At 54.1% G+C, this 22829-nt stretch carries 16 protein-coding genes; 12 read left to right on the forward strand and 4 right to left on the reverse strand.

Going from position 1 to position 22829, the window contains the following annotated elements; genetic code table 11:
- Positions 1 to 5 precede the first annotated feature (5 nt).
- Positions 6 to 2315: a transglycosylase domain-containing protein gene (locus B5F38_RS08650; protein ID WP_087408893.1), complete on the reverse strand. Its 2310-nt coding sequence runs from the start codon at positions 2313 to 2315 to the stop codon at positions 6 to 8.
- A gap of 417 nt (positions 2316 to 2732) precedes the next feature.
- Here B5F38_RS08650 and pyrB point away from each other — a divergent pair, with 417 nt between their 5' ends.
- The 7 genes from pyrB (at position 2733) to B5F38_RS08685 (ending at position 8295) form a co-directional block, all read left to right on the forward strand.
- A complete protein-coding gene (gene pyrB / locus B5F38_RS08655; RefSeq protein ID WP_087408894.1) occupies positions 2733 to 3647 on the forward strand; it encodes an aspartate carbamoyltransferase in 915 nt (304 codons plus the stop codon).
- A 21-nt stretch (positions 3648 to 3668) separates the two neighbouring features.
- Positions 3669 to 4130: an aspartate carbamoyltransferase regulatory subunit gene (gene pyrI / locus B5F38_RS08660; protein ID WP_087408895.1), complete on the forward strand. Its 462-nt coding sequence runs from the start codon at positions 3669 to 3671 to the stop codon at positions 4128 to 4130.
- Between the two features lie 13 nt (positions 4131 to 4143).
- On the forward strand, positions 4144 to 4713 hold the full coding sequence (locus tag B5F38_RS08665; protein ID WP_087408896.1) for a flavin reductase family protein: 570 nt from the start codon (positions 4144 to 4146) through the stop codon (positions 4711 to 4713).
- Positions 4714 to 4727: 14 nt separating this feature from the next.
- Positions 4728 to 5417, forward strand: coding sequence for a porin family protein (locus B5F38_RS08670; protein ID WP_087408897.1), 690 nt, complete (start codon positions 4728 to 4730; stop codon positions 5415 to 5417).
- A gap of 23 nt (positions 5418 to 5440) precedes the next feature.
- Positions 5441 to 6721: a serine hydroxymethyltransferase gene (gene glyA, locus B5F38_RS08675; RefSeq protein ID WP_087408898.1), complete on the forward strand. Its 1281-nt coding sequence runs from the start codon at positions 5441 to 5443 to the stop codon at positions 6719 to 6721.
- Positions 6722 to 6793: 72 nt separating this feature from the next.
- Complete coding sequence (locus B5F38_RS08680) at positions 6794 to 7504, forward strand: SGNH/GDSL hydrolase family protein (protein WP_087408899.1); 711 nt, start codon at positions 6794 to 6796, stop codon at positions 7502 to 7504.
- A 77-nt stretch (positions 7505 to 7581) separates the two neighbouring features.
- Entirely contained in the window at positions 7582 to 8295 is a 714-nt protein-coding gene (locus tag B5F38_RS08685) for an SGNH/GDSL hydrolase family protein (RefSeq protein WP_087408900.1), read from the forward strand.
- 84 nt (positions 8296 to 8379) lie between these two features.
- Here the strand turns inward: B5F38_RS08685 and B5F38_RS08690 are convergent, their stop codons facing one another.
- From B5F38_RS08690 to B5F38_RS08700, 3 genes are all read right to left on the reverse strand, one after another.
- Positions 8380 to 9471 carry an SGNH/GDSL hydrolase family protein gene (locus B5F38_RS08690; RefSeq protein ID WP_087408901.1) on the reverse strand — a complete coding sequence of 364 codons (1092 nt, stop codon included), beginning with the start codon at positions 9469 to 9471 and terminating at the stop codon, positions 8380 to 8382.
- A gap of 35 nt (positions 9472 to 9506) precedes the next feature.
- Positions 9507 to 11972, reverse strand: coding sequence for a primosomal protein N' (gene priA, locus B5F38_RS08695; protein ID WP_087408902.1), 2466 nt, complete (start codon positions 11970 to 11972; stop codon positions 9507 to 9509).
- A 235-nt stretch (positions 11973 to 12207) separates the two neighbouring features.
- Positions 12208 to 12819: a porin family protein gene (locus B5F38_RS08700; RefSeq protein ID WP_087408903.1), complete on the reverse strand. Its 612-nt coding sequence runs from the start codon at positions 12817 to 12819 to the stop codon at positions 12208 to 12210.
- Positions 12820 to 13037: 218 nt separating this feature from the next.
- Here B5F38_RS08700 and B5F38_RS08705 point away from each other — a divergent pair, with 218 nt between their 5' ends.
- The 5 genes from B5F38_RS08705 (at position 13038) to recG (ending at position 22609) form a co-directional block, all read left to right on the forward strand.
- Positions 13038 to 13358, forward strand: a complete 321-nt coding sequence (locus B5F38_RS08705) for an iron-sulfur cluster assembly protein (RefSeq protein WP_087408904.1) — start codon at positions 13038 to 13040, stop codon at positions 13356 to 13358.
- A gap of 12 nt (positions 13359 to 13370) precedes the next feature.
- Positions 13371 to 14120, forward strand: a complete 750-nt coding sequence (locus B5F38_RS08710) for a UDP-2,3-diacylglucosamine diphosphatase (protein WP_087408905.1) — start codon at positions 13371 to 13373, stop codon at positions 14118 to 14120.
- 678 nt (positions 14121 to 14798) lie between these two features.
- The gene (locus B5F38_RS08715; RefSeq protein ID WP_087408906.1) at positions 14799 to 19571 is read left to right on the forward strand and encodes a choice-of-anchor D domain-containing protein; all 4773 of its coding nucleotides are present in this window, start codon (positions 14799 to 14801) and stop codon (positions 19569 to 19571) included.
- Positions 19572 to 19847: 276 nt separating this feature from the next.
- A complete protein-coding gene (locus tag B5F38_RS08720; RefSeq protein WP_087408907.1) occupies positions 19848 to 20516 on the forward strand; it encodes a 2-C-methyl-D-erythritol 4-phosphate cytidylyltransferase in 669 nt (222 codons plus the stop codon).
- On the forward strand, positions 20513 to 22609 hold the full coding sequence (gene recG, locus B5F38_RS08725; RefSeq protein ID WP_087408908.1) for an ATP-dependent DNA helicase RecG: 2097 nt from the start codon (positions 20513 to 20515) through the stop codon (positions 22607 to 22609). The genes B5F38_RS08720 and recG overlap by 4 nt, the downstream gene beginning before the upstream one ends.
- The last annotated feature ends 220 nt before the right edge of the window (positions 22610 to 22829 follow it).

Here is a 22829-nt window from a genome sequence, read left to right on the forward strand (position 1 = left end):
TATCTTTAATCGAATATTCCCTCGATACTCTCCATCGGAGCCTCCTGGGCGGGCTCCTCGACGTAGGAACCGCCACTGCAGGGGTCGGCATACTCGGCCGGAATCTCAAAGTTGCTCTGCTGTGAATAGCCCAGCGTGGGGTCGGCATAGACCTTCTGCATGTAGAGGCCGTAGATAGGCAGGGCCATGCTGGCACCCTGACCGTCGGCCATGCCGTCGAAGTGAATCGAGCGGTCCTCGCCACCTACCCACACGCCCGAAACCAGGTCGGGGGTAAAGCCCATGAACCAACCGTCGGAGTTGTTGTTGGTCGTACCCGTCTTGCCACCCATCGGAGCCGTGATGCCGTAGCGGTAACGCACGCGGCCGCCGGTACCGTGGTCGATGACGTCGCGCAACATGGGCAGAATGCGGTAGTAGGCCTGTTCGCTGAAGACCTCGGTCATCGTGGGGTTGAACTCGGCAATCACATTGCCCAGATTATCTTCTATGCGGGTGACATAGAGGGGGTCTACCCGCACTCCTTTGTTCGAAAAAGCGGTATAGGCGGTCACCATCTCCTCGACCGAAACGTCGACCGGACCCAGACAGAGCGATACCACCTCGTCGATTTTATTCTTGATACCGAACGAGTGCATCAGCCGGGCCAGCGACGAGGGCGACAGCTTGTCCATCAACCGGGCCGAAATCCAGTTGTTCGAGTTGGCCAACCCCCAGCGGAGGGTCACCATCTCGCCCACCCTCGCCTTCGACGAGTTGCGGGGCGACCACGCCTTGCCGTCTTCGGTGATGAGCGTGGGCTGTTCGTTCAGGAACATGTCGCAGGGGGTGAAGCCCTCTTCCATGGCCAGCGTATAGAGGAACGGTTTCACCGTCGACCCGATTTGCCGGCGGCCTACCGACACCATGTTGTATTGGAAATGCTCGAAATCGGGTCCACCCACATAGGCTTTCACATGGCCTGTATGGGGATCCATCGACATGAAGCCCGTGCGGAGGAACGACTTCTGATACCGTATCGAATCCATGGGCGACATAATCGTATCGATCATGCCGTCGTACGAGAAGACCTGCATCTCGACCGGCGTAACGAAGGCCTGCCGGATGCGCTCGTCGCTCGCCCCGGCCTGCTTCATGGCCCGGTAGCGGTCGGACTGTTTCATGGCCCGCTCGAGAATGCCCTCGCGCTCCTCCTTCGTGATGCTGCGCGAGAAGGGTGCGTAGCTGCGTCCCTTTTTCTCGGCAAAAAAGCGGGGTTGCAGGTAGTGGCCCAGATGCTCCTCGACAGCCTCCTCGGCATAGCGCTGCATGCGCGAGTCGATGGTCGTGTAGATTTTGAGACCGTCGGTATAGATATTGTATTTCGAGCCATCGGCCTTGCGGTTCTTCTCGCACCAGCCATAGAGCGGGTTGGTGGCCCAGGCTATGGAGTCGTCGACAAATTTCTGAGCCTCCCAGCCGCGGTAGTCGGCCCGGTCGGGTTTCTTGGCCGTCATCATCAAGCGCAACTGCTCTCTGAAGTAGGGCGCCAATCCCTCCTTGTGGTCGACCCGCGTGTAGTGCAGCTCCAGCGGCAAAGCCTGCAGCGAGTCACGCTCGGCCTTGGTAATGTATTTGGCTTTGTACATCTGGTCCAACACCGTGTTGCGGCGCCCGCGCGTGCGCTCGTTATAGCGGCGCGGATTGTAGTACGAAGGGTTTTTACACATGCCCACCAGCGTGGCTGCCTCCTCGATTTTCAGCTTGTCGGGGGTGGTGTGGAAGTAAATGTAAGCAGCCGACTGGATACCCACCGCATTGTTGAGGAAGTCGAAGTGGTTGAGATACATGTTCACAATCTCCTCCTTGGTATAGAAGCGTTCGAGCTGTACGGCGATGACCCACTCCTGCGGTTTCTGGAAGAGGCGCTCCACGATGTTGTCGGCACTGGGCGAATAGAGCAGCTTGGCCAACTGTTGGGTGATGGTACTTCCACCGCCGGCACTCTTCTGGAAAAAGAGTCCACGCTTGATGAAGGCCCGGAAGAGCGCCTTCACGTCGATACCCGAGTGGTCCTTGAAGCGGATGTCTTCAGTAGCGATAAGGGCTTCGACCAGGTAGGGCGAGATTTCGTCGTAGTGCACATACACCCGGTTACTCTTGCTCTGGTAGAAACGACCTATCACCTGCATGTCGGACGAATAGATTTCCGAAGCGAACTTATCCTTGGGGTTCTCCATATCCTCGATGGGCGGCATGTAGCCGATCCATCCCCAGGCAATCATGGCAAAAGCGACCACGGCAAGGAGCACCAGGGCACCGAAGGTAATCCACATATATTTAATTACACGAGAGGTGTCGCTAAAAGCGCTTTTAATCCTATCCACTTTCATTGTCTTTCCTATATATCTACGATTTTGCGGCCCGAGACTCACACCTGCAAATCCCTTTAAAGCCAATTACTAAAGCAAAGGTAGCAAATATATTTCATTCAACGACATATTGCAGATTTATAAAGAATATTTTTTATGGCTAAACAGTTTGGCTTTCGCCCTTTTTTTACTATCTTTGCTTATCGAAATGAATTGGCGGGAACAGACATATAATCCATTACAACAAAGGCATTTTTACAAACGCCGGGGATTATATTCTCTCCAACATAGAACGAACAGCAAGCCAGCGTGACATTCATTGTCGTGTTGGCTTTTTTTATGGACAACCATAGTGTAACCTATAAACAAATCATACCGACGATGAAACCTGAGAGTTTAGTATCTATTACCGATTTTTCAAAAGAAGAAATTCTGGACCTGCTCCAAACTGCAAGTCGATTCGAGGCTAATCCCAACCAAAAGATTCTGGAAGGCAAAGTCGTGGCCACGCTCTTCTTCGAGCCATCGACCCGCACCCGCCTCAGTTTCGAGACTGCCGTCAACCGACTGGGCGGAAGAATCATCGGCTTCTCCGACGCCAGCACCACCAGCTCGTCGAAGGGCGAGACGCTGAAAGACACCATCATGATGGTGAGCAACTATGTCGACCTGATCATCATGCGGCACCACCTCGAAGGGGCCGCCCGTTACGCCTCGGAGATTGCATCGGTGCCCGTCATCAACGCCGGCGACGGTGCCAACCAACACCCCTCGCAGACGATGCTCGACCTCTACTCGATTTACAAGACACAAGGTACCCTCTCAAACCTGAACATCACGATGGTAGGCGATTTGAAATACGGGCGCACGGTACACTCGCTGCTCATGGCCATGTCGCACTTCAACCCCACCTTCCACTTCGTCGCTCCCGACGAGTTGAAGATGCCCATCGAGTACAAGATATTCTGCGAGCAGCACCACATCCCCTACTTCGAGCACTCCGAATTTTCCGAGGATGTCATCAACCAGGCCGACATTCTCTACATGACCCGCGTACAGCGCGAACGGTTTACCGACCTCATGGAGTACGAGAAGGTAAAGAACGTCTACACTTTGCACAACAGCATGCTCGAGCACAGCAAAGACAACCTGCGGGTTCTGCACCCGCTGCCCCGTGTCAACGAAATCTCATACGACGTCGACAGCAACCCCAAGGCATACTACTTCCAACAGGCCCAAAACGGTCTGTATGCCCGGCAAGCCATCATCTGCAAAGTATTAGGAATTGAAGTTTAACCCCCCACCATTTCGAAAATCATGAACGTCGAAAAGAAAGAATTAAAAGTAGCTGCCCTCGAAAACGGAACGGTGATCGACCACATTCCCTCGAACCAACTTTTCAAAGTGGTCTCTATCCTGGGCCTCGAAAACTGCCCCAACAGCATAACCATAGGCAACAACCTCGCCAGCAAGAAGATAGGTAAAAAGGGCATCATCAAGGTGGCCGACCGCTTCTTCAAGGAAGAGGACCTGAACAAGATAGCCCTGGTAGCTCCCGAAGCGCAAATCAACATCATACACGACTACCAGGTGACCGAGAAGCGCAAGGTATCGCTCCCCGACGTGGTGCACGGCATCATCCGTTGCAGCAACCCCAAGTGCATCACCAACAACGAACCCATGGAGACGATCTTCCACGTGGTCGACAAGGTGAACATTCAGGTCAAATGCCACTACTGCGAACGCTCGGTATCGAAAGACGAAATAGAAATCTGCTAACTCGCACCGGCCCATGAAACAGACCTGGAAACCCGGGACCACCATCTACCCGCTGCCCGCCGCACTGGTGAGTTGCGGCAGCACGCCCGAAGAGTACAACCTGCTTACCGTCAGCTGGGTGGGCACGATATGTACCAACCCGCCCATGTGCTATGTGTCGATACGTCCCGAGCGCTACTCCTACGAGATTCTGCGCAAGAACATGGAGTTTGTCATCAACCTCACTACTGTCGAGATGGCCCATGCGACCGACTGGTGCGGCGTCACCTCGGGCAAAGACTACAACAAGTTCGAGAAGACCGGGCTCACCCCCCGCCAGGCACAAATCGTGCAGGCCCCCTACGTAGACGAGTCGCCCCTCTGTATCGAATGCAAGGCCCGCGAAATCGTACGCCTGGGCTCGCACGACATGTTCATCGCCGACGTCGTCAACCTGCTGGCCGACGACCGCTACATCGACCCCTCGACCGGCGCCTTCGACATGCAGAAGGCCAACCTGCTGGTCTACTCGCACGGGCACTACTACGAGATGGGTCGCGAGATAGGCAAGTTCGGCTGGTCGGTACAAAAGAAAAACAAATAGACAAATACACGCGCATGAAGAGACTGGCCACTGCTATCTGTATCGCACTCTCGCTCACCTTTGCCGCACAAGCGCAGGTGAAGGAGCTGAACGTGAGCAAACGGTTCAACTGGGGCGTACGGCTGGGAGTGAACGCTCCCCTGGTCGACATACGTCACATGAGCCTCGACGGCACCCAGATAGACGAATCGGACTCCGAATCGAGTCTGGGACTCACAGGCTCCTTTATCGGGCGGTACAACTTCAAACGCAACTATATCCAACTCGAGGTGGGCATGCACCAGTCGCACACCCGGCTGTACAACCCCGACTACGGATTGAGCAAAATCAACACCTCGGCCTATGCCATCGATGTTCCCGTGCTGTACGGCTACAACATCACCAAGCACGGGCCCTTCCTGATGAACCTCTTTGCCGGACCGCGCGTCTCGTACATCTGCAACGAAACCAGCCAGATCGATGTCAACGGCACGACATCGCGCAATCTGGTCTACGACGACAAGCCCAACAGCTTCTCGTTCTACGCCGTGGGCGGACTGAGTACCACCATCGGCCACCTGTACATCGACTTTCGGTATGCCTACTGCATAGGAAACTCGAAAGACCAATCGTTCAAAATCGACCTCGACGACTCGCAGGTGGGGCAGGTAAAGCTCTCGCGGGCCGTCAACGAGTTGAGCATTTCAATAGGATATTTATGGTAAAAATACACTAACACAAAACCAACATGAAAAGAGACAACATCATTTTCGACATTATCGAAAAAGAGAATCAACGACAACGTAAAGGTATCGAATTGATTGCCTCTGAAAACTTTGTCAGCGAACAAGTGATGCAAGCCATGGGCTCGTGCCTGACCAACAAATACGCCGAAGGGTATCCCGGCAAGCGTTATTACGGCGGTTGCGAGGTGGTAGACCAGAGCGAGCAAGTGGCTATCGACCGGCTCAAAAAGCTGTTCAACGCCGAGTGGGCCAACGTGCAACCGCACTCGGGAGCCCAAGCCAACATGGCCGTATTCATGGCCGTGCTCAACCCGGGCGACAAGTTCCTGGGGCTGAACCTCTCGCACGGCGGTCACCTGTCGCACGGAAGCCCCGTGAACTTCTCGGGCCTGATGTTCCACCCGCTCGAATACAGCGTGAAAGAAGATACCGGTTATGTCGACTACGATATGATGGAAGAGGTGGCTCTGCGCGAGCGTCCGAAACTGATTATCGGCGGTGCATCGGCCTACTCGCGCGAATGGGACTACGCCCGCATGCGTAAGATTGCCGACGAAATCGGCGCCATCTTCATGGTCGATATGGCTCACCCCGCCGGCCTCATCGCCGCCGGTCTGCTCGAGAATCCGCTCAAGTATGCCCACATCGTCACCTCGACCACTCACAAGACCCTGCGCGGTCCCCGCGGCGGTATCATCCTTATGGGCAAAGACTTCGACAACCCCTGGGGCAAAAAGACGCCCAAAGGCGAAATCAAGAAGATGTCGGCTCTGCTCGACTCGGCTGTATTCCCCGGCGTACAGGGCGGCCCGCTCGAACACGTGATTGCCGCCAAAGCCGTAGCCTTCGGCGAGGCCCTGCAACCCGAGTATGTCGACTATCAGACTCAGGTGAAGAAGAATGCCGCCGTCATGGCTCAAGCCTTCATGGACAAGGGATACAAGATTATCTCGAACGGTACCGACAACCACTGCATGCTCATCGACCTGCGCACCAAGTTCCCCGAACTGACGGGCAAGGTGGCCGAGAAGGCTCTGGTTCAGGCCGACATCACGGTCAACAAGAACATGGTTCCGTTTGACAGCCGCTCGCCGTTCCAGACCTCGGGTATCCGTGTAGGTACACCGGCCATCACTACCCGCGGTGCCAAAGAGGATATGATGCTCGAGATTGTCGAACTCATCGACACCGTGCTCTCCAACCCCGAAAGCGAAACGGTCATCAAAGCCGTTCGCGAGAAGGTAAACGGCATGATGAAGGACTATCCCATCTTCGCCTACTAATCGATTGACTTTTATTCATTCACATTCGGTACACTCCCCACTTGCGGGAGTGTACTTTTCATTTACATCACCATGAAAACAAGTGCTAAACTTCTTGTATCGGCCCTGTTGCTGGCCGGAGCCTTCGCCCCGGAGTGTGCAGCCCAGGACTGGCCCAACCTCAACTGCTACCGCGAAGCCAACCATGCCCTCATGGAGGCTCGACAAAGCGACCCCAACGATGCCCAGACGGCATGGGTGGTCTTCATGGGCGACTCGGGTACCCAGGGCTGGACCGAAAAAGACCCCGACTTCTTTACCGACAACCACTTTGTGGGGCGAGGTATCAACGGCCAAACCACCCCGCAGATGCTGCTGCGTTTCCGTCAGGATGTCATCGATCTCAAACCGAAAGCGGTCGTCATTCTGGGCGGCGCCAACGATATTGCCGGCAACACCGGCCCCTCGAGCATCGAGATGATTATGGACAACATCAAGTCGATGGTTGAGTTGGCCCGGGCCAACGGCATCGAGGTGGTGCTCTGCTCGGTGCTCCCCTCGAACCACTTCTACTGGATACCCGAGCTGAAGCCGGCCGACCTGCTTATCGAGCTGAACCGACAAATCAAGGCCTACGCCGATGCCCACCACATCCCCTTTGCCGACTACTACTCGGTACTCGTCGACGACCAGAAAGGGCTGAACGAGGCCTACCGCATCGACACGGCTCACCCCTCGCTCGAAGGGTACAAGCTCATCGAACCGCTGGTAGTCAAGTCTATCCAACAGGCCTTGGCACATTAAACCGTTACACATTCTTTATTATTTACCCTGTTGCGCTTCTACCCGAGTAGTGGTGCAACTTAATTCACAAAAGTCTTATGAAAACAAGTGCTAAACTTTTCCTGTCGGCCCTGCTGCTGGCCGGCACCTGTGCCACCGAGTGCGCCGCCCAGGACTGGCCCAACCTCAACCGCTACCGCAGCGACAACCAGACCAACCTCGAGGCCCGTCGCAACGACCCCTCCGACGCCCAAAAGAGCTGGGTGGTATTCATGGGTAACTCCATCACGCAAAACTGGGCTTCGATGGACCCCGAGTTCTTCACCAGCCACAACTACCTGGGCCGGGGAATCAGCGGACAGACTTCGCCGCAGATGCTGCTGCGCTTCCGTCAGGATGTCATCGACCTCTCGCCCAAGGCGGTAGTTATTCTGGCCGGTACCAACGACATTGCCGGCAACACGGGCCCCTCGAGTGTCGAGATGATTATGGACAACATCGAATCGATGGTACAGTTGGCCCAGGCCAATGACATCGAGGTGGTGCTCTGCTCGGTGCTCCCCGCCAACCGCTACGGCTGGGCTCCCGACGTGAAACCAGCCGACACGATTATCGAACTGAACCGACAGATAAAAGCCTATGCCGAGGCTAACCGGATTGTCTATGTCGACTTCTACACACCGCTCGTCGACGACCAGAAGGGACTGAACGACGCCTACGGACGAGACGGCGTGCACCCCACCATCGACGGCTACAAGATCATGGAACCGCTGGTAGTCGAGGGTATCGAAAAGGCTTTGTCGCGTCGATAACAGGACGCAACCCATACTCACACACAGCAAAGGCTCGGGGAATTGTCCCCGAGCCTTTGTCATTATCCCGAAACCGGCAAGGTATCACCGGATGCCGTATCGTTTCAATATCTTCATAATCTGGGGCTGGTACTGCTGCACCAGTCGGTCGAAGCCCAGGTCGTTGGGATGCGTGCCATCGATGGTCCCTTCGTGGTCGGTACCGATAGCATGGTTGTCGCGAATGAGGTAAAGGTCTTTTACCCCTTCCTTCTTCAGCTGTTCGTACTGCGCGATAAAGGCCTCGCTCTGACGGACACAACGCTCGTGCATCTGCTGGTCGCTATACCCGTCCTCGCGCATGAAGGTCTCAATCATAATAATAGGTACCCCGGGGTGATGCTCGCTTATCGTCTTCACCAGATAGTGGGTGCGCTCGGTAATCTCCTCGGGCGAGGGGTTGGGCATGCAGTCGAGCACGAAGGCATCGGCCTCGACGTCCTTCAACATGTCGGCCACAGCAGGTTCCATCTTGCCGCTACCGCTCAACCCGAAATTGACAAAGTTGATACCCGTGTTGCGGGCCATGCGGGCCGGATAGGCCAACCCGGCACGGCTGGCCGAAGCCCCGTGCAGAATGCTCGACCCGTAGATGAGTACCGTGTGGCGGAAAGGCGACGGCTCGGCCGTGATGACCGCAGCCGAATCGACCCCGATTTCGAGCGAGGTAATCTCGTCGAAGAGGGGGAGATACAGGAGGAAACGATGTTCGCCCGGCTTCAAGGCCTTGACCAGACGACTCTCGTGTTGGGTTTTTCCGGCCGTGGGAACGCCCTCACCTACCGGCATCCAACCCTCGTCGTCGTACATATAGAGGTCGAGCCCCCGTTGGGCAATGGGAGTCATGTTGCCCATCACCCGCTTCCCTGCAGTAGTCCAGCGGGCCACCACGGTAGAGCTGTTGGTTTTGAAACTGACCGCCAGACCGGCCGGATAGGTAAAGAGGGTTTTCACCCGCTTGGGCATGTTGCCATACTTCTCCACATCGACCCGGTGATAGACGTTCGCAGGAGTAGGCATCGCCTTCCCCACCAGGGTGAGGCCCGAGGCATCGACATACTTCAAATTCTCGTTGGCCGACCATACCAGAGCCGGCATCAAACAGCACAATGCAATGAATAAAATTCCACGTTTCATGGTTGATTATAATTGATGTTTCACATAGATTTCCATCAAAGAGGGTCTACATCGTAGTAGAGCAGCAGCGACTTGAAACGGTCGTCGACCAGCATGTTTTCATAGACCTGCCGCAAAATCTCCTTCACCCGCGACATCGAGGCCGCCAGTTCCATCTTCAACACCACCTTGCGGATATAGAGCGACTGGATGCGGGCGACCGGCGGATTGTCGGGGCCCAGCACCCGGCTGCCGAAAACCTCGCGCAACGCCGTGGTATAGCGCACGGCAAGCTCCTGCAAGAGGGTCTCGTCGCGATGCTTCAGGTAGATGTATATCAACCGGGTATAAGGGGGATAGGAGAAAGCCTTGCGTTCGGCCAACTGCCGGTTGTACATGCCCTCGTAGTCGTGGGCAATGACCTGCTGAATCAGAGGCGACGAGGGGTCGGAGGTCTGCAGCACCACCACCCCCTTCTTGTTCTTACGCCCGGCCCGGCCCGACACCTGCTCCATCATCTGGAAAGCCCGCTCGTGGGCCCGGAAGTCGGGGAAATTCATCATCTGGTCAGCACTCAAGATGCCCACCACGCTCACCCGGTCGAAGTCCAGCCCCTTGGTAATCATCTGCGTGCCGATGAGAATCTTGTTCTTCCCTTTCGAGAAGTCGTCGATAATCTGCTCGTAGGCGTTGCGCGAACGGGTGGTGTCCAGGTCCATGCGCGACACCGGTACCTCGGGAAAAAGCCGGGCCACATCCTCTTCGATGCGCTCGGTACCGAAACCCATCACCCCGATGGTAGGCTGTCCGCAGGCGGGGCACACCTTGGGTATCTCGTAGGTATAGCCGCAATAGTGGCAGGTAAGCTGGTTGTACCGTTTGTGATAGGTGAGGCTCACGTCGCAATGTTCGCACTTGGGCACCCAGGCACACTGCTTGCACTCTACCATGGGGGCAAACCCCCGGCGGTTCTGAAACAGAATGACCTGCTCGCCGGCCTGCAAGGCGTGCTGCATGCGGTTGAGCAGCTCGGGCGTGAAGTTCCCCTGCATGCGGTTTTTCTTGCGCATCTCCTTGACGTCGACCGGGATAATCTCGGGCAGCTCCACATCGTTGAAGCGCTTCTTCAGCTCCACCAGCCCATACTTGCCCTGCCGGGCATTGAAATAGGTCTCGATGGCCGGAGTAGCCGTACCCAGCAGGGTTTTGGCACCGTGCATCGAAGCCAGCACGATGGCGGCGTTGCGGGCATGGTAGCGGGGAGCCGGGTCGTACTGCTTGTACGAGGTCTCGTGCTCCTCATCGACAATCACCAGCCCCAGGTCGGCAAAGGGAAGAAAAATAGACGAGCGCACCCCCAGCACAAGCCGGGGCTCGCGACTGTCGAGCAGAGTATTCCATATCTCCACCCGCTCGTTGTCCGAGAACTTGGAGTGATAGATCACCAGCTTGTCGCCGAACATCTTGCGCAGCCGGTTGGTCAACTGGGTAGTGAGAGCTATCTCGGGCACCAGATAGAGCACCTGCCGCCCCTCGGCCAGCACCCGTTGAATGAGGTGGGCATAAATCTCGGTCTTCCCGCTCGAGGTGACCCCGTGCAGCAACGTGACGTCGTGCTCCCTGAACGACTCGACTATCTGGTTGCAGGCCGTCTGCTGCAACTCGCTCAGCGGGGCTATCTCGCCCTCGGTGAATGTGGCCGTATCGAAACGGCTTATCTCTTTTTTATAGACTTCGAAAATTCCCTTCTCGACCATTGCCCCCAGCACGGCCGACGAGACACCCGAACGGTCGAGCAACGCCTTGCGCGAAACCTCGCGCAGTTTGCCCTTCTGCATGAAGAGCGACAAATCGAGAAACGAGAGGAGCATTACCTCCTGCTTCTTGGCCTGCTTCACCCGCTCGAAGGCACTGCGCAGAGCCGCCTCGTCGCCCGGGGCAAAGGCGAGGCGTATGTAGGTCTCGGTCTTGGGACGGTAGTGTGCCTTGATTTGCTCCGAAACGAACACCGCTTCGCGCTCCAGCAGACGCCGCAACACGGGCAATATGTTGTGCATGCCGCTCTCCTTCTCGAGCTCCTGCACGGTCATGCGCGACCTCTTTCCCAGAGCCGCCAGCAGCATCCACTCGCGCTCCTTCAGCCGGTCGTCGTCGGGCTCTTCGAACTCGGCATTCAGCGTCACGACCGTCTCGCTCTCGAGCTTCAACCCCGAGGGCAGAGCCGCCTTGTAGACATCGCCCACCGAGCAGAGGTAATAGTCGGCAATCCACTCCCAGAACCGCAACTGCGGCCGTCGCAATACCGGACGGTCGTCGAGAATCGAAAGAATCTCTTTCACCTCGTAACCCTGGGGCATGACATCGTGCAGCCGTGCCACAATAGCCGTGTAGTACTTCTTGCGGCCAAAAGGCACCACCACCCGACTGCCCGGCTGCAACGAAGTCTGCCAATCGGCAGGCACCCGATAGGTAAAATATTTATACAGCGGTAGCGGTAAGACGACGTCGGCAAATGTGTTCATAATCTAAAGCGGTTCTTTTTCGGGCTGCCCCCGAACAGTATAATCTGTATGCAGGTAGCGAAAGGCGTATGCACAAGGCCCAAACGTGCCCGAGCCTCCTGCCGCGACGCCTCTCTTCCCATGAGCAAAGATAGCATAAAATGAGTGTCGAGACAAGCGGGAAAACGGCAAAAAAAGAGCGGGACCGGGAGTCACGCTCCCAGCCCCGCTTATACAGCATCAAATATTGTTTCGTTTAGAAGAGGTAGGCTGCCGTTACGGTCCATGCCCGGCTCTTACCGTTCAAGGTTGCATTGATCAGATTGTCATCGAGCTCCATGGTCTTGCCCAAGCCCCAACCATACTGGGCTGCAATCTGCAAATGGCTGAAGAACTCGAGACCGAGACCTACGTTGATGGCCGTCTCGAAGCTCTTGTTCTTGTACTGATCGGCCAAGTTGTCGCCTACCCGGAAGGCAAAACTGGGACCGGCATAGACAAAGGGCGACATAAACGACCCTACCACCGGCAACGAGAATTTATACTTCAGGTTGATAGGTATCTCTATATAATCGGTGTGATGCGTCTCTGTCAGGTTGGAAGTAACCTCTTTCAAGGTAGATCCTTTGCGAGAGTACATCACACTAGCATCGAGGCCCACCCCGATAACGGGCACCATAAACTCGGCCATGATACCACCCGTAAAACTCGTGATATTGTTCGATTTCAAATTCTCAGACAAGTTTCCACCCAGAGAGAGAGACGAGATGTTCACACCAAGCTTGGGTCCAAACTTAAACTGTGCATTGGCCGGAATCGCCAAAAACAAGGCAGCAATGAGAGCTACACAAAAAACTGTCTTTTTCATAAATCTCTTTTTATTTGTATTTCTAATTTTTAGTCGCAGAACAGACTATTTCTATAACCCATTTCGCGACACCTCTTTGCACAAAGATAAGATAAAATATATTAAAATCACAAAATCGAACGAGAAATCGACAAGAAATACAAAAATTTACAGACTCTTATCGGCTATCAAAAAAAATAGCGTATCTTCGACAATCGAAAAAAACAAGACTTCGACTTATGGATATCACAGACAACAAACCGACCATCGAAGAAGAGATCGTAAAGATGCTGAAAACCGTCTACGATCCCGAGATTCCGGTCAACATATACGACCTGGGGCTCGTCTATGACATCGAGGTAAACGACGGCGCCGTGAAGATAGCGATGACACTCACCGCCCCCAACTGCCCGGCGGCCGACTTCATCATCGAGGATGTGCGCATGAAACTCGAGAGTATCGAAAATGTAAAGAGCGTCGACATTCAACTCGTATTCGAACCCGAATGGGACAAGGACATGATGAGCGAAGAGGCCAAACTCGAGCTCGGACTTCTGTAAACCGTATTGCCTATGCCCGGGACTAAAACCTATTTTGCTTCTGATTTTCACCTGGGAGCCCGATACATCGAGAATCCCTTGGAATACGAACGTCGCATCGTGCGATGGCTCGACAGCATCAAGGCCGATGCCAGTACCCTCTACCTGCTGGGCGACATACTCGACTACTGGTACGAGTACCGCTACGTAGTGCCTCGCGGCTTCACCCGCTTCTTCGGCAAGCTGGCCGAGCTGAGCGACAGTGGTGTCGACATACACTGGTTCATCGGCAACCACGACATCTGGATTTTCGACTACCTGCCCCACGAGTTGGGCATCACCATACACGACGGTACCCTCATCACCGAGATTGGCGGAAAGCGTTTTTTCCTCTCGCACGGCGACAACGTGGGGCATCGCGACCGTTCGTTCCGGCTGCTGCGCAGCATCTTCCGCAATCGGTTCTGCCAACGCCTCTACGCCGCCATACACCCACGGTGGACCGTAGCTTTTGCCCTGCGTTGGTCGGCCCACAGCCGCAAGGCCGGCGACGACTATGCCGAGTATCGGGGCGAGAAGAACGAACACTTGGTGTGCTTTGCCAAAGAGTACCGCAAAGAGCACCCCATCGACTGCTTTATCTTCGGCCACCGGCACATCCTGCTCGACTTAGCTCTGCCCCAGCAAAGCCGCATCGTCATCTTGGGCGACTGGATTAAAAATCCATCCTATGCAGTATTCGATGAAACGGGTTTAAATTTGTATGATTACATCGAAGAATGAGGCAAAAATGATGTCAAAATATCTATTTTAATATTTTTTACACATTCAAAGAGAAGTAAAGAATTTAATCCCAATCAATTATTTAACAACAATTTACAACCCGAAAAACCTCAAAAGTAATTAAAAAACCATATTATAAAACATATTTTTTTGTTTGCGTATCTGCAAAAAAAAGTTGTCCTTTGTGTCAATAACCTAAAACAATCTTTTTTACCTTAAAAAAATTAATACCTATTGAAAACCTATAAAGGAAGAGCTTTTGAGAAAAAGCTCTTTTTTTATTTTTCATACCATTCTGTCAACCAACCATTTAGTCTACACCCAAACCTATCGCGCCGCCCACCCTGCGATAGCACGACGGCAGAAACCGCTCGATCTACAATAATATATTATACAGGAGTCATCGACCCGCTGCCTGTATAGAGACCGTCGGGCTACGGTCTGCCCCTGTCGTAATCTGCCGTTCTCAACGACCCGCCTTCCGTGCTACCGCTTCCCTGCCGAAGGAGAATCTAAAAAAACCTGAAATAGATATTTATTGCACAAAATAGATAAAAAGCTACATTTCGACGAAAAAATCAGCTTTTACATATCATTTTTTCAATTATTTTTCTATATTTGCAAAATACAAAATAAGACATCACTTTTTATATAAATCTTCACTAATAAGTTTTAATTATGAAAAAATCTTATCTACTCACCTGCATTGGTTTGGTAATGAGTCTATTAGGATTCATACCAATCACTCATGCACAGACCTATCCGTATTTCTGCGGTTTTGAGGACGATACAGAAAACGCACAGTGGACACTCGTCAATGGCGACCTCTCCAACCAATGGCACATAGGTACAGCCGATAAACAAAGTGGCGAAAAGGGGCTGTACATCTCGAACGACGGCGGTGCGACCAGTGGTTATAACACCGATGCCCCCTCGACAGTATTTGCCTATCGCACGATCGAAATCACCGAAGAGGCTTCCTACTCGATTTCTTTCGATTGCAACGTGCTGGGCGAAAGATCCGATTGGGGTATGTATGACTATGCCGACGCCTTACTGGCTCCGGGCGACGCCGTGTTCACCGCCAGCAGCGCCCCCTATCAGGTATCTCTCCCCGAAGGTTGCATCTCGCTCACCAGCGAGAGCTACCTTGTGAACCAATACACCTGGGAGAGCCGGACCAGTTTACAGAAACTCACCCCCGGTACCTACAAAATAGTGTTCATGTGGCATAACGACGACATGACCGGCGAAGGTTCGGCAGCCATCGACAACGTGCGCATCGAGAAACTATCCAGCTCGCCTTCCATTGCGGTAAGTTCGTCGCTCGAATTCCCGCTTACGGCAACCGGGACAAGTTCAATCGCCACACTCACTATCCGCAATACAGGTGGCGGCGACCTTTATATCTCGTCCTTCAATTTCTCCAACCCCGCATTCGAGATGGTTGCGCCTCCCTCATACCCCGACACCATCGAAAGCTTGGGAGGAGAGAAGAGCTACCAAATCAAGTTCACACCGAGTTCGGCCGACGAGGTTTCCGGGACCTTGACCATTCAAAGCAATACCGACGAACAGACGATATCCCTCTCCGGTACTGGCTACTCGTTTATCGAGATTACCGACCAGGCTCCCCTCTTCGAAGATTTCGAAAGCCTTGACAGCACTCTGCCCAACATGGGCATAACCCCCTGGACCTTGAAACAGGGATACACCACCAGCGGAACCCCCACCAACTGGAACATCTGTACGACCACGGCATACGTACGCGGGAGCAAATCGCTGCAAGCCAACGATGTACAAGCCACAGCTACAGCTCTGCTGATAAGCCCCAAATTGAAATTTGCAGCCGACAGGAGTGGTAAAATATCGTTCTACATGCGCCGCCAGGGCGGAACCAACAAACCCAACGAAGGGTTCAAGGTATATGTCAACACCGTCGGCGACATCTACAGCTACGACGACGCAGGGAATATCGTCATCAACGGCGACAATACCGTAACGACTCTGGTCGAGCCCATACTCCATGCGACAAAATGTGGCGGCAGCGAGATTATGATGGATGCCATGTACAAGATGGAGGTCAATATCCCTGCCGACTATGCCGGAAAAGAGTTCTTCGTCATCATCGAAGCTATTCAAGAATATGTAAGCTACAACACCATCGACGATATCAAAATCGAGCTGTTGCCCAACACCCCGTGCCTGGGCAATACGACCGAGTCGATAAATCTGGGCTTTGTAAAAGCCGGCGAAACAGCTTCGCAAGAATTTACCCTCTCCAACGTAGGTACCAACGTATTGGAGGTCAACCTCGCGATGGCCGATGCAAACTCCTCCTTCTCGGTTACTCCCGAGACGGCCAGCATTCCGTTCAACGAACAAAAGACCTTCACGGTCAGCTTCTCGAACAGTGAAGTAGGTCCGTTCAGCGACAACCTCTATATCACGACCAACGGCGGCAACGACACCATCTCCCTCCAGGCCGAGACCTATCCGGCAACCTCGTACTACGAGACCTTCGACAACTCGACCAACCTGCCGGCCGAATGGGTAGTGGTAGCCGATGGTAACGAAACCACCTACTCGATCAAGACCGGAGTCGGTGAAGACGGGTCGAACGTACTGACTGCCGCCGTAGACTACTGGGGCGACACCTCATCGCTCGACACCATCTACTCGCCCGTAGTCTCGGGTAAAGTCACTTTCGACTTCAAGAAGGTATATTCGGCCTCATCCATATTCGAAGCCTTCCTGGTTGACGCATCCGGCAACAAGACCGAAATCGAGTTGGGAGCCAGCACGACCAATTGGACACCTATTATACTCGAAGATGTGCCCGAAGGTTCGCGTATCGCTTTCCTGATGAGCAACTCTTATCTCGACAATTTCATGGCATTCGCACACCAAGAGATTACCAAAGGTATACAACTGCAGAAAAACTCGCTCAACCGTCCGAGCAGTTGGATGTCGCTGTATGCCGGTGAAGAAAAGGCTACCGACAATACCATACAGTTTACGTTCAAGAATATCGGTACCCAGGCTATCGAAGCCGGAAGCTACAACTTCACCACCCAACTGGTCGATGAGAACAACGCTCCCGTCGAAGGTGTTTCGTACAAGACCTATATCCAGAACGGTGACGAGTATACACTCTACGAGGACAACGTAATACCCGGCCCGGCCATTGCTACCAACGAAGAGAAGACCATCAGCGGCTACATGCTCATCGAATGCGACGACGAGATCAGCAAACTCATGTTCAATGTAATCGCCAACGGTGTAGAGAACACGCACTTCGTTGTAATGCAAACAGGAAACAACCTGACCATCAGACCCAACAAGGGCTCAGCCTCTTTGCCTGAACTGGTCTTTGGCATGACCAACAAAGCCATGACTCTCGACTACGTCATCAAGAACAGCAGCAACAACGGCGCCCTCACCATCTCGAGCTTCACGGCCCCTGAGAACTCGGCATTCACGGTACAGGCCGAATTGCCTATCGTCATTCCCAGCAGCGGCTCCGATACGATTCAGATCACCTTCGATGCAACCCCGGGACACTACGCCGACAGCATTACCGTAGAACACGACGGTATAGGCAACACGAAATTTGCCGTATCGGGAACCATGCTGGCCGCAACCACTTTGCTCGAGTCGTTCGAAGGCGATGTATTCCCGCCCATCCTGTGGGATGTAAAACAAGGTCAATGGAGCAAGAGCACCAGCTCGCCCTACGAAGGGAAGGCTTGTGCAGCCGTTACGAGCACCGAACCCGATACACTCGTGACCCCGCTGCTCCACCTGGCAGCCGGCGACTCCATCGCATTCTCGCTCAAAGCCGCAAGCTCAACGGGCTACGGAACAGAGATCTACTACTCGGCCGACGGTAAGAACTGGAATCCGTTGAAATCGATTTACGTATACGCTTCGTATTGGAACGACTGGGAACCCATGGCCGTCTACATGCCCGACGACTTTACAGAGGGTGACTACTACCTGGCATTTGCCAGCACGAGAACCTACCTCGATCTGGTTTATGGCCCGCAAGTAGTTTATCAAGATCACCGACTCGACATCAAGAATTTCACAGGCTCGACCAAGGGTATGGTCAACTACTCGCAAGACTTTACCATCGAAATCGCTTGCCTGGGTATCGAAGATGAAACGGCCGACAGCTACTCGATCGACCTGATGAATGGCGACGAAACCATTGGCCACTACGAGGTGGAAGACATGACGCTGGGCGACACCAAGAGCTACACTTGCTCGTGGACTCCTCATACCGTTGGCGAAGCCCACATCTACGCTCTGTTGACCCTCAACGGCGCCGTAACTTCGACCGATACCATTACGGTAGATGTAGCCGAAGAGACCTTGATTTCGGCCATCATGATTGGCGACTTGAACTCCCCCACATCGACGACGTACTACAAGCACCTCCTCTTCGAGACGCTCTATACGCCCGATTTGCTCGACGGTCTGACCGAAGGCGATGTAATCGAATCGATCAACCTGCCCTATCTGGCCGTCAACTCTACCGTACAAGGGTATAGAATCAACGTCTGGTTCGGCAACACCGACAAGACCGAACTGACCACCGAAGCCATGTCGGCTGCCGACATCGAAGGCCTCTCTCACATCGGTGCAGACCTGAGATTCGAAATCGGCGGTACTCAAGAGGCTCCTCTCTACTTCGAGATGCGTCCCGAAACGCCCATTACCTACAATGGTGGCAACATTAGCCTCATTGTTTCGGTCGACTCTACGGCTTATGCTCCTCGTGACAATGCCCAGTTCTTCCTGTCGGAGGGCAACCTCAGATCGATGAAGGCCTACTCGTTCGACGGTAACACATCGGCCGACTACATGGATGCCTGGACAAATGGCTCATACGTACCGGGCTACAAAGAGAGCATTATGACCATCAAACTGGGTCTGGCTGCCGAGGCTCCTGTTGTTCACGGTATCGTTACCCGTGCCGACAGTGACGAACCTATCGAAGGTGCTACGGTCACCATGCAATCGGGCGAAGTCATCTACTCGGCCACGACCGATGCCAGCGGTGCTTACAGCATCTCCGTACTGCAACCGGGCAAAGAGTATGAAATGAGTGTGACGAAAGACCAATACACCGCCGTAGACGGAGTAACGGTTACCGTAAATGAAGGCGACGACATCGAACAGAACTTCGAGCTGACCATCATCACCGGTATCGACCACACGGCCGAAGCTGCCACCAAGATATTTACCGACCGCTCGGGCAATATCCGCATCGAGGCTGGCAGTCCCATCGAGCTGGTTAAGGTATACTCGATGAGCGGTAGCCTCTGCATCACCGAAAGTCCTGCCACCGAATCGGCCATAATCAATGCCGCCAACCTCAAGGGCGTTTACATCGTCGAGGTTCAAACGGCCGGCAGCGTGAAGCGTGCCAAGGTAAGACTCTGATACGACTTATCACTCAAACCATAAAGAGGCTGTCTCAAAATAGAATTGCAAAAGTAAAAATCTTATAGATTAAAACCTAGAAGTAAAAAATCTCCTGCTTTAGCCCTTGTTTATTGCAATTATAGGACTAAAAGCAGGAGATTTTTATGTTGTAGCTTATAGATTGTAAGTAACCCTATCTCTATTTTCTATTTTGAGACAGCCTCTTTTTTTTATTTCGTCAAGCCAAAATAAAGCCCTATATTTGTAAACATGAACCATCCAGCAGTGTCATCGATGAAACGATATGCCATCATAGTAGCCGGCGGCAAAGGTACTCGCATGGGCAGCGAGCTGCCCAAACAGTTTTTGCGTCTGGCCGGGAAACCCATATTGGCCCATACGCTCGACAACTTCTACCGCTTCGACCCCACGATAGAGTTGGTGGTCGTACTCCCCGCCTCGCAGCAGGCATATTGGAAGGCGCTATGTCAAGAGTTCCATATCGACATTCCCCACCGCATCGCCTCGGGTGGAGAAACCCGCTTCCACTCGGTGCGCAACGGGTTGGCCCTGCTCCCCGACGAGGGGCTCGTGGCCATTCACGACGGAGTGCGCCCGCTGGTCGCCCACACCGTTATCGAGCGTTGCTTCGCTACGGCACAAGAGTATGGCGGTGCCATACCTACCCTACCGCTCACCGACTCGCTGCGGCAACTGGGCCCCGACGGTTCGAGCCTGGCGGTGGACCGCAGCCGCTTCGTGGCCGTACAAACCCCGCAGACCTTCCGCTGCCACGAAATCAAAGAGGCCTATGACCAACCCTATCGCGAGACCTTCACCGACGATGCCTCGGTCTACGAGGCGGCTGGATACGCTCCCCGCCTGGTCGAGGGCAACCGCGAGAATCTGAAGATAACCCTACCCATAGACCTGGCTTTGGCCGAAATTCTGCTCGCCCGATGACCGACCTCGCCAAACTCGATATAAAATACCTGCCCGGAGTCGGGCCCAAACGGGCCGACCTCCTCAACAAGGAGCTGGAGATACATACCTATCTCGATCTGCTCCACTACTACCCCTACAAATACATCGACCGCAGCAAGACCTACAAGATAAGCGAGATCGACGGCTCCATGCCCTACATCCAACTGCGGGGACGCATCGTCTCGTACAATACCCACGGCGAGGGTGCCCGCCGGCGTCTCACCGCCCTGTTTTCCGATGGCACAGGGGTAATCGAGCTGGTATGGTTCAAGGGCATCCGCTACATCACCGAGCGATACAAGCCGGGCACGGAGTATACCCTGTTCGGACGGCCTACCCTTTTCAACGGGAAATTCAACATTGCCCACCCCGAGCTCGACCCCATCGACGACCGCATCGACAACACCACCGGTCTGCAAGGCTACTACAACACGACCGAGAAAATGAAGAACGCCTTTCTCAACTCCAAGGCGCTGCAAAAGATGGTCTACACCCTGCTAACCAGCATACAGGCCCCACTGCCCGAAACCTTGCCCGCCCCCGTCATCGCCCACATGCAACTGATGGGGATTACCGATGCCCTGCGCAACATCCATTTCCCCATATCGGTCGGCCACCTGCGCCGGGCCGAGATGCGGCTCAAATTCGAAGAGCTCTTCTATCTGCAGCTCCACATCCTGCGATACACCCGGCTGCGCAACCAGAAACTGGGCGGATTCCGGTTCGACCACATCGGCGACTGCTTCAACAACTTCTACCACCACATACTTCCCTTTGAGCTCACCCAAGCCCAAAAGCGGGTCATCAAAGAGATACGGGCCGACATGGGCAGCGGCCGGCAGATGAACCGGCTGCTGCAAGGCGACGTGGGCAGCGGCAAAACCCTGGTGGCCCTCATGAGCATGCTTATCGCCGTCGACAACGGCTACCAGGCTTGCCTGATGGCCCCCACCGAGATACTGGCCACCCAGCACTACGAGGGGTTGAGAACGATGGTCGAGCCTCTGGGGGTGCGCATCGAGCTGCTCACCGGGTCGGTCACCAAGAAGCGGAGGGCCCCCATTCTCGAGGGGCTGCTCACCGGCGAGGTCAACCTGCTCATCGGCACCCATGCCCTGCTCGAAGATACGGTCCACTTCGCCAACCTGGGCTTTGTCGTCATCGACGAGCAGCACCGGTTCGGCGTAGAACAGCGCTCCCGCCTCTGGCACAAAAACACCACGCCGCCCCACATTCTGGTGATGACGGCCACCCCTATCCCCCGCACCCTGGCCATGACGGTCTACGGCGACCTCGACGTATCGGTCATCGACCAGCTGCCCCCCGGCCGCAAACCCATACAGACCCTGCTCCAATACGACAGCAAGCGAGGCCAACTCTATGCCGCCCTGCGCAAGCAGTTGCAGATAGGTCGGCAGGCCTATATCGTCTACCCCCTCATCCAGGAGAGCGAGAAGAGCGACCTGAAAAACCTCGAGGAGGGCTACGACCACATACGCGAGGTGTTCCCCGAGTACCGGGTGTGCATGGTTCACGGCAAGATGAAGGCAGCCGAGAAGGAGGAGCAGATGCAGCGGTTCGTCTCGGGCGAGGCGCAAATCATGGTAGCCACAACCGTCATCGAAGTGGGGGTGAATGTACCCAACGCCTCGGTCATGATTATCGAGAATGCCGAGCGGTTCGGACTGGCCCAGCTGCACCAGTTACGAGGCCGTGTAGGCCGCGGAGCCGAGCAGTCGTACTGCATACTGATGACCTCGTACAAAATAAACCAGGATACCCGCAAACGGCTCGAACTGATGACCGAGACCAACGACGGATTCCGCATTGCCGAAGCCGACATGCAGATGCGCGGGCCCGGCGATATGGAGGGAACCCAACAGAGCGGCATCGCCTTCAACCTGCAAATTGCCAACCTGGCCAAAGACGGCCAAATCTTGCAGGCGGCTCGCGACGAAGCCAACGCGCTGCTCGACAGCGACGAACGACTGGAACATCCTGAAAATTATATCGTACGAAAAGAGTTGAGCCGGATCTTCGAAAGACAAAAAAACTGGGGATTGATTAGCTAATGTAAAATAAGGGGTTTTATGTTGTAAAACATATTATTCATAATTTATTATAAATCAAATAGATAATACGTAAAATCTACCATCACCCCATAGAGGGAGACTAAATTTTGTTAACCACCCAGAACACTTCTCCCCAAAAATCATTATCTTTGAAGAGTGCGTTTGAAAAAAGCACACCCATATCATAGTTTAGATTACTGGAAGTCTTTTTTTGACTCTC

It is taken from the genome of Barnesiella sp. An22 (genome assembly GCF_002159975.1).
Taxonomy (GTDB): Bacteria; Bacteroidota; Bacteroidia; order Bacteroidales; family Barnesiellaceae; genus Barnesiella; species Barnesiella merdigallinarum.